The sequence below is a fragment of the Mesomycoplasma lagogenitalium genome (assembly GCF_029854295.1).
Lineage (GTDB): Bacteria > Bacillota_I > Bacilli_A > Mycoplasmatales > Metamycoplasmataceae > Mesomycoplasma_A > Mesomycoplasma_A lagogenitalium.
Map to the genome: position 1 here is coordinate 634907 of NZ_CP122979.1, position 15200 is coordinate 650106.

The window sequence follows — 15200 nt, forward strand, 5'->3', positions numbered from 1 at the left end:
AAATAATTAAAATAGTTTAACTAAAAAAGTAGCACTATTCAATGACTAAACTGCTACTTTTTTTTTTTTTTTTTTTGTTTCAATTTAAATAATAAAAATATTATATGCCAATTTCTTCTATTGCCTCTTGACTATATATTTTAAATTCTTGACCCGAAAAGTAAAAATATAGATTTAAAGTTTTATCTTTAGAAAAAGAATCATTTATTAATTCAATTTGTTTTAAATTAATAAAATTTTCAAATTTAAATAAATGATCAACTAACGAAAATTCAATATCTTTAATTTCATAGAATCTTTCAATAGAACAATCTTCTAGTTTAAAAATATTAATTTTATGATATTCGAAAATATTATTAGAAATTCTAATTAAATTGTTAGATTTTATAATAATTTTTTGAATATTGTTATTTCAAAATGGATTGAAATCAAAAAGAATTTCATTTTTATCAAAAGTAATTGTATTAATTTCATTTTCTAGAAAAGCATTTTCGTGAATAAAAGAAATATACCTATGAAATTTAACTTTTTTAAGTTTATTATGCGCAAAAGCGAACGAAGAAACTTCATTTAATTTCAAAGGCAAATCTATTTTAGTAATTTCATTTCTTTCAAATGCCGATTCTTCTATTGTTTGTAAATTACTATTAAAAATGAGTTCTTTTATTTTATTGCCCATAAATGCAGCAAAACCAATTTTTTGCAAATTTTCAGGGAAAATAATTTTATCTATTTTTTCTTTTTTGCCAGCAAAAGCCATTGCTTTAATTTCTTTTAGTTCACTCAATGAAGAAAGATCTAAAACACTTTCTTTTAAATATTTAGGATCTTTTAAAATTTCTAAAGCGTTTGTTTTATCGATAATTTTCATAAATATAATTTTAACATTTTCTAAAAATTTATTTTGAAAATAAAATGGTTTTATTTTTTATCTAATAATTTAGGAAAAATCGCCTGTTTTTCCTAAATTTTTCCTTTTTTTGACAAAAATAGCAAAAAATTGACATTATATACGGAGGAAAAATGGAAAAAAATATCAAAAATAATATTATCATCTCTGAAAAAGAAGCATTAAAAGGTCTTCGAAAATTTAAAAAAGTTGAGTGAAAAATTTTAGAAAATAGTCAAATAAAATATATAATTATTGGAGAGGGGAGTGAAATGAAAGAAGATAGAAATAGAAAGAAAAAAATTACACTTGAGCAAGTTTACGATCTTGTTGTAAATATGCAAGTAGTACTTTTGGATGTGCAAAAACAAACAAGCGAAAATTCTAAGGATATCAAGATTCTTAAAGATGTTCAGCAAAAACAAGGTGAAGAGATTAAAGAAATTAAAAAAGTTCAATCTCAACATAGCCAAGATATCAAAAAAATAAATAAAAGATTAGATAAAATTGAAGAAATTCAAATAAAACAAGGGCAAGACATTCAAGAAATCAAGGCAGTTCAATCTCAACATAGCCAAGATATCAAAAAAATAAATAAAAGATTAGACAAAATTGAAGAAATTCAAATAAAACAAGGGCAAGACATTCAAGAAATCAAGGCAGTTCAAACACAACACAGCCAGGATATTAAGGAAATAAAAGAAGACATAAAAATGCTAAAATCTTTTCACGAAGACGATATAAAAAAATACGATAAAAATTTTGATTAAAAAATAGAACCCTAATTTAAAGGTTCTATTTTTTAATCAAAATTTATTTTAAAAATATTATTTAATATTTGATTTTATTTACGAAATTTTTAGGAAAAATTGCCTGTTTTTCCTAAATTTTTCCATTTTTTGATGAAAATAGCAAAAAAATGACATATATGTGTGGAGGAAAATGAAATTATCTTTGATTTTCTTCCGAAAAAACAAATAACGAAAGGAAAATATGACAAATAAATTTACAAAACTTTCCGAGCAAGAAAGTGAAATAATTGGCGGAGCTGGTTTTGCAGCAATAGTTCCATATATTCCAGTTATTATTAGTGGAATAGCATCGCTTGTAGGGTCTTTTAAAGCTTTAACTAGCACAAATGGTGAAATCAAAACAAAAGAAGGATTAGTTCAAAAATGAGATTCTCCTCAACAAAAAGAAACTAAAGTTTCCTCTTCGCCAGTATATTTTATTTATTAAACAACTGCCTTTTGGCAGTTTTTTTATTTTATAAATTTGGTATAATTTACTGAATATGTCGGAAAAAAATTGAATTATTAATTTTTTAAATTTTTTATTTTTATCATTTTGAATTCTTTTGTTATCGATATTTATTTTTCTGCTAGTAAAATATTCTAATGCAGGACATTCTGACAAATCAATACTAATCATTATTTTTTCTTTTTATTTATTTAATTTGATTTTTATTGTATTTATTTTGCTTCAAGAAAGAAATATTGATGCAAAATTTTCTTGGGTTTTTATTATTATTTTTATGCCTTTTTTAGGTCAAATATTATTTTTGATTTTTGGTAGAAAATATAAAACAAGAATTTCAGAAAAAAAATATTTAAAATTAGCGAAGGTATATTCAAATAAAAATACAATTAAGAAAAATAATAAATTTTCTCATTTAGAACCTTATTTTCAAAAAATTAGTTCCACTTTTAAAACAGAAGCTAATTTTTTTAAACAAGAAACAATTTTTAATGGTTATGAATTTTACAAAAAATTATTAAATGATTTAAAAAATGCAAAGAAAGTCATTTACATTGAGGTTTTTATTATTAAAGACGATTTTATATGAAATAAAATTAAAAATATTTTAATTGATAAAGCTAAAAATGGTGTAGAAATAAAATTAATTTTAGATTGGTGAGGAACAATTAAAATTAAATCTAAAGATTGAAAATTGTTAAAAAAGGCTAATATTAAATTCATAAGATACAATAAAATAATTTTTCCTTTTATTTCCTCAAGTAGTTTTTACAGAATTCATAAAAAAATTTTTATAATTGACAGTAGTATTAGTTATATCGGTGGTAATAACATAAGTGATGAATATGCGAATTTTAGTTCAAAATACGGCTTTTGATTTGACACAAATTTGAGAATGGAAGGAAAAATTACTCAAGATTTAATGTTTTCATTTATTAATGATTGAAATAGATGACATAAAGATAAAATCGAAAATATTGAAAATTATTTTTACAAACAAGAAATTAATGAGGAAGACAATTATGGAATTGTTTTTGAAGGTGGTCCACAAATTGATGTTTCTTTATTAGAATCTGCATTAATTCAGATGATATATAATGCTAAAGAAAAGATAAAAATTTTTACTCCATATTTTGTTCCAACTACAAGAATTTTTTTAGCTTTAAAAGAGTCGCTGATTTCTGGTAAAAAAATCGAAATTTATATTCCAGAAAAATACGATAAAAATTATGTTAAACCATTTACATTGTATTTTGCTAAACAACTAGAAGAATACGGAGCAAAAATATACAAATACAAAAACTCCTTTAGTCACTCTAAAACAATTATTTTTGACGACCAAATTGCTTATACTGGAACAATGAATTTAGATATAAGAAGTTTATATTCACAATTTGAAATTAATATTTTATTATCTGGTGAATTTGTAGATTCTTTTTTAAAAAACATTGAATATCGAAAAGAAAAAAGAATTATTTTATCAACTTCTTTACTAAGTAATAAAAAAATCAATTTTTTTAAAAAAATATTTATTGAAATTTTTAAACCTTTATTATAATAAATTATGTTAAAATATTTATTATTAAAATAATTGATATTTTACTATTTTTGTAAAATAATAAACAAGGAGACAAAATGGAAAAAGTAACAGTTACAATTTCTGATCCTATTGGATTACATGCTAGACCTGCTTCACAAATTTCAAAAGTGGCAGCTAAATTTAAATCTGATATTAAAATTTCAACAACAACCAATTCAGCTAATGCTAAATCATTATTAAACATTATGAGTTTAGCAGCAAAACAAGGACAAGAAATTACTTTAGAAGCTAATGGCGAAGATGAAAAAGAAGCTATTGAAAAACTTGTTGAAACATTAGAAGAAGCTAATTTAATTAGCAGATAAAAAAACAGGAACTTCCTGTTTTTTTATTTAAAATAATTCGATTTTTTTATTTTTTAAAATAAAAATATTATAATTTTAATAACAAATTATTTAAAGAGGGGAAATATGAGTAGAAAAATAAATGGAATAGGTGCATCAAACGGTGTTTCTATAGCTAAAATTTTTAAAATTGAAAATGTTGAAATTGAAATAGATTCAAAAAAAATAGAAGATTCAGAAAAAGAAATTAATATTTTAAATTCAGCTATTGAAAAATCAGTTGAACAAATTGAAAAAATCAAAATGGTAGCTTCTAAAACTCTTAGTGAAGAAGAATTGGAAGTTTTTGATGCCCATATTCAAATGGCTAAAGATCCAGAGATGTTATTAGAAGTTGAAAATTTAATTAAAAATGAAAATTACAATGCAGCATATGCTGTTGATAAGGTGTCTCAACAACTTACACAAATGTTTGCTAGTTTTGATGATCCATATATGAGAGAAAGAGCTGCTGATATCAAGGATGTTAGTTCAAGAATTATAAAAGCAATATTAAATATCGAAACAACTGATTTAACAACTATTGATGAAGAAGTTATTATTGTTGCCGATGATTTAACTCCATCTGATACTGCGCAATTAAATAAAAATTTTGTTAAAGGATTTTTAACTAATATTGGTGGAAGAACTTCGCATTCAGCTATTATGGCAAGAAGTTTAGAAATTCCTGCAATTTTGGGATTAACTAATATAACTGAGTTAGTATCAAATGGTGATATTGTAGCAATGAATGGTGAAACAGGAATGGCGATTATTAATCCAGATGATCAAGAAATTGAAAAATTTCAAGAAGAGTATAATCAGTTTTTAAATCATAAAAAAGAGTTAGAAAAATTTTTAAATAAAGTTTCTGCATCAAAAGATGGTAAAAAAGTTAAAATTGCATCAAACATAGGTTCTGTTGCAGATGCTGAAGGAGCAAGTAAATTTAATGCTGATGCAATCGGACTATTTAGAAGTGAATTTTTATATATGGATGCAGAAAATTGACCTTCTGAACAAGAACAGTTTGAAAGTTATAAAGCTGTTTTAGAAAAAATGGGCAATAAACAAGTTGTTGTTAGAACTTTGGATATCGGTGGGGATAAAACATTAAAATATTTTAAATTCCCAGAAGAAATGAATCCATTTTTAGGTTATAGAGCAATTAGATTATCATTGGATAAAAAAGAAACTTTTGTAACACAATTAAGAGCATTAATTAGAGCATCGGCATATGGTAATTTAGCAATTATGTTCCCGATGATCGCAACTATCGATGAATTTAAGCAAGCAAGAGCTATTTACGATCAAGTTTACAATCAGTTGAAAGAAGAGGGTCATCAAGTATCAGAAAGCATTGAAGTGGGTATGATGGTTGAAATTCCTGCAGCCGCTGTTTTAACTGAACAATTTTGTAAATATGCTGATTTTGTATCTATAGGGACAAATGATTTAATGCAATATACAATGGCAGCTGATAGAATGAGTGAAAAAGTGTCTTATTTATATCAACCATTAAATCCTTCAATTTTAAAATTAATTAAAATGACAATTGATGGAGCACATCGTGCTGGTAAATGAGCAGGAATGTGTGGGGAAATGGCTGGAGATATTAATGCAATTCCGTTGTTATTAGGAATGGGATTAGATGAATTTTCTATGTCTTCAACAAGTATTTTAGAAGCTAAAAAATTAATTTCCGAAATTAATTTTAAAGATGCACACCAGTTAGTTCACCAAGCATTAAAATGTGAAAATCAAGAACAAGTTCAAGAAGTTTTAAATTCCTTTTGAGAAAATAAATAATGCTTTATAAAAAATATAAAGATATTCCAGAAAAATATAAATTTGATTTAGAAGATCTACTTGAAAATCAAACAATTGAAAAATTAATTGAAAAATATATTTTTCTAAAAAAAGATGAAATAAAATATAAAGATTCTAAGTATGAAACTGCAGAATCTTTTCTTTATTTTAAAAATATAGAAAAACAAAATGAACTTTTATATAACAAAATTTATAATTATGTTTCAAATAAATTAAACATTAATAATGTCGATCCCTATTTTAATAAAATTTCAGAAGAATTTGAAATTGAGTTAGATAAAATTAATAAAGAATTAGGTTCAGAAACTAATCGTGCTATAAAAAACATTGACAAATTAACTTTATGAATGAATTTACCCGAATTTAAAAATTACAGAAATGATATTAAAGCATTAATTGAATTTAAACAACATAAATTAAGTGATGAAATTGAAGAATATTTACTAAGAGTAGCTAAAGCTGATGCTGATTTTAGCGAAATATTTCAAATTTTGACCGATGTAGAAATGGATTTTGGCTATGCTATTTCTTCAAAAAACAAAAAAATTAAAATTACGGAAGGCAATTATTTCCAGTTATTAAAATCCAAAGATAAATTAATTAGAAAAACAACTTATCACAATTATCTTGATGCTTTTTATAAAAATCGTGAAAGTTTAACGAGAATTTTAAAAAATCAATTTACAAAAATTTCTGTTGAAGCAAAAGAAAGAAAATATCAATCAGCTGTTAATTTTCTAACATCAGATGATAAAGTTAATAGTGATATTCTATTAAATCTTTATGAAAACATTAAAAAATTAAAGCCATTAGTTACTAAATTTTATAAATATAAAAAACTTTTTTACCAAAAGAAATTTAATGAAACTCCTAAATCATATGATATGAACGTTGATTTAGTTAAAGTAAAAAATAATTATTCAGTTGAACAAGCACAAGAAATTATTTTAAAAGCATTAAAACCAATGGGAGAAGAATATATAAATATTTGTCAAAAAATGTTTAAAGACAGATGAATTGACTATTTTAATGTTGAAAATAAAACTAGCGGAGCTTATTCAATTGATAATACTTATGGACTTAACAAAATTTATATTTCAATGAACTGAAATAATACTTGAGAATCAGTTTCTACATTAGCTCATGAAATAGGTCATTCTCTTCATTCTTATTTTTCAAATCAAAATCAACCTTATGAATTAGCAGATTATCCAATAATTTTAGCTGAAATTGCTTCTACTTTTAATGAACTAATGTTAAATGATTATTTATTTAATAATTCAAATAACAAAAAAATAAAATTTAAGGTTCTTGAACAAAGCATTAGTGATTTTATTTCTACCGTTATAAAACAAACTTTTTGATCGAATTACGAATTTCAAATTTATAATTTGATCGATAATAATCATGCACTTTCTTCTTTTAAAGATTTTGAACAGGTTTACAACGAAATTGAAAAACAATATTTTTCGTCAAAAAATAGAGATTATAAAAATTCAGTTTTTGCAATAGCTGTTCCGCATTTTTATTATGATTTTTATGTTTATAAATATGCTATTGGTTATATTGTTGCCAATCATTTTTTCACTAGATATAAAGAAAAGGGAATTAGTGAAATTGAAAATTATTTTACAAAGTTTTTAACACAAGGCGGTAGTGATTGACCACTTCAAATTCTTTTAAATTCAAATATTGATTTATCAAAAAATAATTTTTACCAAAATTCTTTTAAACAATTTAAAAAAAATATTGAAAATTACATAAAAATTGGTAAAGAATTGTTCAAAAACTAACAAAAAGAGTGTTTTTATTATATAATTTATACTAATATAAATTTTAAAGGAAAATTATGAAAAAAAGAAAAATATTTAAATTAGCATCTGTTTCAATAATATCATCTGCTTTTTTAATGTCTAATGCAATTTCATGTTCTAATGACAATGAAAAAGCAGTTGTTGTTTCGCCTACCAATCTATGATCAAGATCTGTTGATTTAAATTTTACAATTGATAAAAATGCTAATGCAGTTTTTAATTCAAATAATAAATATAAATTTGAATACAAAAAAGCTACTGATAGTGAATTTATCGATATTGCTAGTCAAGGTAAAGAAATGAAAATTGTTGCCAATGAAATGCATAAAAATAAATCAGTGGTAAGACTTGATGGATTAGAACCAGAAACTAAATATCAATTTAGAGTTTTTGTTTCTACAAGAGATCATGAACAAAAATTTGGAGAATATGAAAAAATTAAAGTTATTGGTGAAAATGAAGAAGGTTTATATGAATTTACAACTGCCAAATTGCCAGTAGCAGAAAATGCCAGTGTTAAACAATCAGAATTTAACGGTGCTAAGGAATTGGATGTAACAATAAAATTAGCAAATCCTGAAATTTTTGCTAATAAGAAAATTTGAGTTTCAGTTCAAAAATTAAAAGATGGACAATACATCTATTTTGAAGATTTTAAAGAATATGAATTTTCATATAATGATTTAGTTGCAAACAGCAGTGATAAAGCAAATATTATTTTAAAACTTAATGATTTAAATTCATTAGAAACTTATTTAATTTCAAAAATTACTTTTGGCGAAAACAAAGAAAATGCCATCGATTTAACACACGAATCATTGGATTTAATTAATAGACATACAACTTCTGCATACATTTCGCACATTGACGTTGTTCATAAAAATCCTGAAGCAGATGGTCAAGAACAAGATTTAAGTTTATCTGCAACTGTAACCTCATTGGAACAAAACGGAATTTATATTTTAACTATTAGACAATTTAACACTGTAAGTGGAGATTTTGTTGAAAAATCAAATAATAACGGTAATATTGAATATTTTGATTATAGTTCAGAAATAACATATAGTGATGTGAAAAAAAATGTTACATTCGATTTTAATGGTTTAAAAATTAGAGGTAATGAATATAAAATAATTAAGTTTGAAAAGAAAATTGATGATAATAAAAAAGAAGAATTAACTATTAGAAAAGAAGATAAAGAACAAGTTTTAAAAGGTAATAATTAATTAAAAAATAATAAAAATAGACCGCCAATATTTTTAGAAGGTCTATTTTTTATTAAAATTTTTAAAACTAGAAAATACAATAAATGAAATTAATTTGCAAAATCATAAACTTAATTTTACTAAAAATAAATATTAACCATTTATTATTTTGCTTTTATGCACATTTTTATGCTTTTCTATTGTTTAACTAAATCAACAGCTATTTTGCCGTTTGTTTTATTAATACTTTCAATTTCTACATCAATAATGTCATTTATCATTAATTCTTTTGTAAATTTAGAAATATGTAAAAATGCATCATCTTTTAATCCGATTTCAATAAATGCTCCAAATTCTGTAATATTTCTTACAATACCTTTGAATTTCATTTTTATTTGTAAATCTTCAAAATTAACAATATCATTTCTTAAAATTGGATCATCTAAATCATCACGATAATCTCTTAAAGGATTTTGAAAATTTTCCAAAATTAATTTAGTTTCGTAAAAATCTATTTTTAATTCTTTAGAAATTTTTTCAATATTTTCTGAATTTAAATTAATTTTATTTAATTTTTCTAAATTAAATTCATTAATATTTAAATGTTTTAAAATCTTATAAGCATTTTCATACATTTCTGGGTGAATAGAGGTTTTATCTAAAAATTCATCAGAATCATTAACTCTTAAAAATCCCGCTGCTTGCTGATAAATTTTTTCGTTAAATGATTTAATATTTAAAAGTTCTTTTCGATTTTTAATCATTTTATTTTTATTAATATAATTAACAATATTTTTTGCAATTGTTAAATTCAATCCCGAAATATGAGTTAATAATTCTGCTGATGCAGTATTAATTTCTACACCAACTTTATTAACACAACTAGAAACAGCAAAATCTAACTTTTCTTTTAACATTTTTTTAGAAATGTCATGTTGATATTGACCAACACCGATGCTCTTAGGATCAATTTTTATTAATTCAGCTAATGGATCAATATTTCTTCTAGCAATATTAATTGCCGATCTCTGTTCAACAGAAAGATCAGGAAACTCTTTTTGAGCATTTTCTGATGCTGAATAAATTGAAGCACCAGATTCGGAAGTTATAATAAATTGAACATTTAATTGGTGTTTTTTTATTAATTGGGCAACAAATTGAGTGCTTTCTCAACTTGCGGTTCCATTACCGATGGCAATTAAATCAATTTTATATTCTTTAATTAAATTTAATAAAGTTGTTTCAGATAATTGTAAATCATTTTTGTCTCTAGGTTTAGTAGGGTAAATTACATCGATTTTTAAAACCTTATTATTTTTATCAACTACTGCTAATTTACAACCTGTTCGATATGCAGGATCTCATCCTAAAACTATTTTATTTTTTATTGGTTTTTGGAGCAATAATTTTGTTAAATTATTAGCAAAAATTTGAGCACTAGTTTCGTGAGCTTTTAATAAAATTTCAGAATAAACTTGATTTTCAACACTAGGAATTAATAAACGTTTTAATCCGCTTTTAACTCCATTTTCAATATATATTTTTCCTTCTCACTCCACCTTTTTTGTATATTTATTTACTAAAAAATCTGTTAAATATTCACTTTTATATTCAAAGGAATAGCTAATAATTTTTTTAGAACTAATTCTGTCGATCGCCATTATTTGATAGCCTTGTAAAAATTTAATCGGCTTAGAAAAATCATAGTAAATCTGATATTTATTTTCAGTATCAGCTTCAGCATTTTTAAGCTTTGTCACAATTTTTCCATGATTATAAATTAAATCAATTCAACTATTTCTAGAATTTGTATCATTTGAAACAATTTCAGCTATAATATCTTGCGCCCCATCTAATGCTTCTTCATATGAATTTACATTTTTTTCTTTATTAATATATTTTTCAACCTCTTTTTTAAAATCAGCTTTTACTTTAAGTTTTAGTAAAAAATCTGCAAGCGGTTTTAATCCCTTTTCAATGGCGATATTAGCTCTAGTCTTTCTTCCTGTTGAATATGGCTTATAAATATTTTCCAATTCAACCAATTTTGTAGCTTGATTAATGCTGTTTTCTAACTCTGGTGTTAAAATTTCTTTTTCTGTTAAAGATTTAATAATTGCTTGTTTACGATCTTCCAATTTTAAAACATATTCGTATCTATCGGAAATATATTTTATTTGATTTTCGTCTAATCCGTTTGTATAATCTTGTCTATATCTAGCAATAAAAGCGATTGTATTTTCATCTTTTAAAAGTTCTAAAACACGGTTAATATAAATTTCACTAATTTTTAATTCTTGCTCTAATTGTTTAACAATTTCTTGATTCATAATTTCCTACTTTAAATTTTATTACAAAATAATTTCTTTTTCCTTTTTTTAATAAGGCGTATTTTCCATCAAAAAGATTATTTTTAATAATTTCAAATTCATTTAAAACTTTTTGATTATTTAATAATAGTGCTCCCTGAGTAATAAATTCTCGAAATTCTCGCCTTGATTGTACTATTTTATTTTTTAGTAAAATATCAATAACTAATTCATTTTCATTAACCTCAATTAACGGAACAGAATTTTCTAATTGTTTTAAATCATCAGCATTTAAAAGATTAAAATCACTTTTATTGAATAAAATATCAGTTATTTTTACAGAATTATTCGCCTCTTCTATGCTATGAATATCTTTAACTATTTCAAATGCAAGAGTTTTTTGAGCTAATCTTTGTGATTTGTCTTGATTATGCTTATTAATTAAATTTTTAATTTCATCTAATGATAAAAATGTTAAGTATTTTAATAATTTTTCTACATCTTCGTCATCTTGATTTAATAGAAATTGATATAGTTTGTAAACAGAAGTTAGATTTTTATTTAATCACAGCGAACCTCCGCCTGTTGATTTTCCAAATTTGACTCCATTTTTGTCGGTTAATAAATTAGTAGTTAAGGCAAATGCTTTGTGATTGTCTCCGTGTTTTTTTCTAATTATTTCAATTCCACTAGTAATATTTCCTCACTGATCTGAGCCCCCCAATTGCCCAACTACATTATAATTTTCATATAAATAGTTAAAATCTCATCCTTGAATTAATTGATATGAAAATTCGGTAAATGATAAGCCAGTTTCTAGCCTATTTGCAACAGAATCTTTTGCTATCATATAATTAATGTTTAAAAATTTTCCTGCTTCTCTTAAAAAAGTTAAAATTGACATATTTTTATAAATAGATAAATTATCAAAAATTTCAATATTAAATTTTGATAATTGTTGACTTATAAAATTTTTATTTTTTTCCACTTCTTGAAAATCGAGTAATTTTCTCTCGCTTTCGTTAAAAGATGGATCGCCAATCATTCCTGTTGCTCCCCCAATTAAGGCAATTACTTTAATGCCGATTTTCTGCAAACGTAATAAAGTGCAAATTTGAATATAATTACCCAAATGAAGCGATGTAGCGGTTGGATCAAAACCTGCATAAATTACTTCATTTTCATTCATATTTAGTAATTTATTTTCATTACTAATATTATTTAAAATGCCACGCTCTTTTAACTCTTTAATAATATTTTTTTTCATATTTCTCCACTTCTATAAATAAAATTATAAATAATTTAACTAAAAGAAAAAACAAAAATTTTTATTTCATATTTTAAAATCTTAATTATTATTTTCTAAAAATATTTTAATGATAATTTTTATTTTAAAAAATTAATATATAATAATAAGTATGAAAATAGCAATTATAGTAGATTCTGCATCAGGTTTAACAAAACAAATGTGTGCAGATATGGGGATTTATTTTTTACCGCTATATATAAATATTGGTGGTAAAGAATATGAAGATGGTATAGATTTAAATTCTGGAGAAGTTCTTAAATATATAGATAAAGATTCACAAGTTTCTACTTCTATGACACCAGTTGGAAAAGCAATTGAAGTTGTTGATCAACTAGTTAAAAAATATGATAAAGTAGTAATTTATCCTATTAGTCATAATCTTTCTTCTCAATATGCGAATTTAAAATCAACATTTGCAAGTTATAAAAATGTTGATATAGTTAAATCTAAAAAATTGACTTTATTAACAGTTTTAGATATCATCAGATTTAAAAAAGATATAGAAAATGGAGTTGACTATCAAGTAGCTTTTTCTAAGTTGGAAAAAGAATATGAAGGAAAATTTTTATTAGTTCCTAAATTTAACGATGCTCTTGTTCGTGGAGGAAGACTATCGCCTTCAGTTGCGGCAATTGCTAAGTTACTAAAAATTGTTCCAGTAATAAAACTAGAAGATGGTTCCCTTCAAAAAGAAGGAAAAGGAAGAATTTTTAGAAAAGCTTTATTTAATTTCTATAAAGATACTATTGACAGTTTACCTAAAAATTATAAAACTGTTATTATTCATTCAGGAAACAAAGAAATTGAAGAAATTAAAAATGAATTTGAAAATTATTCATCACAAAAAATTGAGGTATTTACAATTCCAAATACAATCGCAATTCACACAGGAGTAGAAGCGGTTGCCTTTGGGGTATTAAATATTGAACAAAATGAAATTGATGAATTTATAAAAATTTTTAAGAAATAAAACTTAAAAATAGATTTCTAACCCATTAGTAAAGTTAGGAATCTATTTTTTATTAATTTTAATTTAAAGGAGAAAAATGTCAAAATTTATTTTCGTTACTGGAGGAGTTATTTCAGGATTAGGGAAAGGAGTAGCTGCTGCTTCAATTGGAAATCTTTTAAAAGCTAGAGGATATAGTGTTTTTGTTTTAAAATTAGATCCATATTTAAATTTAGATCCAGGAGTTATGTCGCCCTACGAACATGGTGAAGTATATGTAACTGCTGATGGTGGAGAAACTGATTTGGATTTGGGGCACTATGAAAGATTTATTAATGAAAATTTTTCCAAAGATTCTAATTATACAAGCGGAAAAATTTTCTCTAATATTTTAGAAAAAGAGAGAAAAGGATTGTATTATGGTAAAACAGTGCAATTTATTCCTCATGTTACTGATGAAATTATTTCTATTATAAAAAACATTGAACAAAAATATCAAAGTGATTTTGTAATTGTTGAAATAGGTGGAACTGTAGGAGATATTGAATCTAATCCTTTTATCTATGCTATTGCTCAAATGGGTAGTGAATTTAATGGACAAAATACATTTTTTGTTCATGTTACTTATGTACCATTTTTAGAAACATCAAAAGATTTTAAAACCAAACCCACACAAGATTCGGTTAATAAATTAAAGGGAATGGGTATTAAACCTAATATGATTTTATTAAGAGCAAATCATTTTCTGCCAGATTCGATTTTAATTAAAGTGGCAAATGCAACTTTTATCAATAAAGAAAATGTTATTTCTGCTCCGGATTTAGAAAATGTTTATCAGATGCCTTTATATTTAGAAAATGAAAACACCGCTAGTATTATTTTAAATTATTTTAAAATGAAAAAAAGAAAACCTAAATTAAATAAGTGAATTAAATTTGTTAATAAAGTAGAAAAGGATAAGAAAAAAACCTTAAATATTAAGATGTTGGGTAAATATACAGCTTTTTCTGATGCATATAAATCAATTAATGAAGCTTTAAAAATATCTGCCATTGATTTAAATTATCATATTAAATTAGATTATATTGATGCTGAATTATTAAATGAAAATAATATTAAACAAATGCTAAATGGTGCCCACGGAGTTGTTATTTTACCCGGCTTTGGAGCTAGAGGATTTGAAGGAAAAGTTTTAGGCGCTCTATATACTAGAGAAAAAAATATTCCCACTTTAGGAATATGTTTAGGAATGCAAGCGATGACTGTAGCTCAAGCCAGATTAAAGGGAATTAAAAATGCTACAAGTAAAGAGTTTGCAAATAAAAATAAACAAGAAACTTATATTTTGGATCTTATTAAAGGTAAAAAGGCGGATGATCAAATCGGAGGAACATTAAGATTAGGAGAATCTGAAACTGTTTTTAAAAAAGATTCATTAATTGCAAAATATTATCAAACAACAAATGTTTTTGAAAGACATAGACATCGTTATGAAGTGCAAGAAAAATATATTCCAATTTTGGAAGATGAAGATTTTAGTTTTTCTGGATACCATCCTGAACTTAAATTAGTTGAATCTTGCGAAGATAAAAGTAAGGACTTTTATATTGGTGTGCAATATCATCCAGAATTTACAGCTCGTCCTTTAGCTCCGCATAAATTATTTAATGCATTTATTAAAAAATCTGCTAATAAAAAATAAAAATAGACCATTA

General features: G+C 24.1%; 12 protein-coding genes. 9 read left to right on the plus strand and 3 right to left on the minus strand.

Annotated elements, in window-relative coordinates; all coding sequences use genetic code 4:
* Positions 1–100 precede the first annotated feature (100 nt).
* The gene (locus QEG99_RS02560; protein WP_280101638.1) at positions 101–871 is read right to left on the minus strand and encodes a leucine-rich repeat domain-containing protein; all 771 of its coding nucleotides are present in this window, start codon (positions 869–871) and stop codon (positions 101–103) included.
* A gap of 152 nt (positions 872–1023) precedes the next feature.
* Between QEG99_RS02560 and QEG99_RS02565 the strand changes: the two genes are divergently transcribed.
* The 7 genes from QEG99_RS02565 to QEG99_RS02595 all read left to right on the plus strand — a co-directional run bounded on the left by QEG99_RS02565 (position 1024) and on the right by QEG99_RS02595 (position 8939).
* Entirely contained in the window at positions 1024–1659 is a 636-nt protein-coding gene (locus tag QEG99_RS02565) for a hypothetical protein (RefSeq protein WP_280101639.1), read from the plus strand.
* Between the two features lie 223 nt (positions 1660–1882).
* Positions 1883–2128, plus strand: a complete 246-nt coding sequence (locus QEG99_RS02570; RefSeq protein WP_280101640.1) for a hypothetical protein — start codon at positions 1883–1885, stop codon at positions 2126–2128.
* Between the two features lie 55 nt (positions 2129–2183).
* On the plus strand, positions 2184–3704 hold the full coding sequence (locus QEG99_RS02575) for a phospholipase D-like domain-containing protein (protein ID WP_280101641.1): 1521 nt from the start codon (positions 2184–2186) through the stop codon (positions 3702–3704).
* A 77-nt stretch (positions 3705–3781) separates the two neighbouring features.
* Positions 3782–4051 carry an HPr family phosphocarrier protein gene (locus tag QEG99_RS02580; protein ID WP_280101642.1) on the plus strand — a complete coding sequence of 90 codons (270 nt, stop codon included), beginning with the start codon at positions 3782–3784 and terminating at the stop codon, positions 4049–4051.
* Positions 4052–4156: 105 nt separating this feature from the next.
* On the plus strand, positions 4157–5878 hold the full coding sequence (gene ptsP, locus QEG99_RS02585) for a phosphoenolpyruvate--protein phosphotransferase (protein ID WP_280101643.1): 1722 nt from the start codon (positions 4157–4159) through the stop codon (positions 5876–5878).
* On the plus strand, positions 5878–7692 hold the full coding sequence (gene pepF, locus QEG99_RS02590; RefSeq protein ID WP_280101644.1) for an oligoendopeptidase F: 1815 nt from the start codon (positions 5878–5880) through the stop codon (positions 7690–7692). Before ptsP ends, pepF begins: the two co-directional genes overlap by 1 nt.
* 56 nt (positions 7693–7748) lie before the next feature.
* A complete protein-coding gene (locus tag QEG99_RS02595; RefSeq protein WP_280101645.1) occupies positions 7749–8939 on the plus strand; it encodes a fibronectin type III domain-containing protein in 1191 nt (396 codons plus the stop codon).
* 176 nt (positions 8940–9115) lie between these two features.
* On the opposite strand, the gene QEG99_RS02600 is transcribed toward QEG99_RS02595, so the two are convergent.
* Together QEG99_RS02600 and tyrS are read right to left on the minus strand one after the other, a co-directional pair.
* Positions 9116–11248: a Tex-like N-terminal domain-containing protein gene (locus QEG99_RS02600; protein WP_280101646.1), complete on the minus strand. Its 2133-nt coding sequence runs from the start codon at positions 11246–11248 to the stop codon at positions 9116–9118.
* The gene (gene tyrS / locus QEG99_RS02605) at positions 11229–12494 is read right to left on the minus strand and encodes a tyrosine--tRNA ligase (protein ID WP_280101647.1); all 1266 of its coding nucleotides are present in this window, start codon (positions 12492–12494) and stop codon (positions 11229–11231) included. Before tyrS ends, QEG99_RS02600 begins: the two co-directional genes overlap by 20 nt.
* A gap of 151 nt (positions 12495–12645) precedes the next feature.
* Between tyrS and QEG99_RS02610 the strand changes: the two genes are divergently transcribed.
* Both QEG99_RS02610 and QEG99_RS02615 read left to right on the plus strand, forming a co-directional pair.
* Complete coding sequence (locus tag QEG99_RS02610) at positions 12646–13506, plus strand: DegV family protein (RefSeq protein WP_280101648.1); 861 nt, start codon at positions 12646–12648, stop codon at positions 13504–13506.
* Positions 13507–13582: 76 nt separating this feature from the next.
* Positions 13583–15187, plus strand: a complete 1605-nt coding sequence (locus QEG99_RS02615; protein ID WP_280101649.1) for a CTP synthase — start codon at positions 13583–13585, stop codon at positions 15185–15187.
* Positions 15188–15200: the final 13 nt, after the last annotated feature.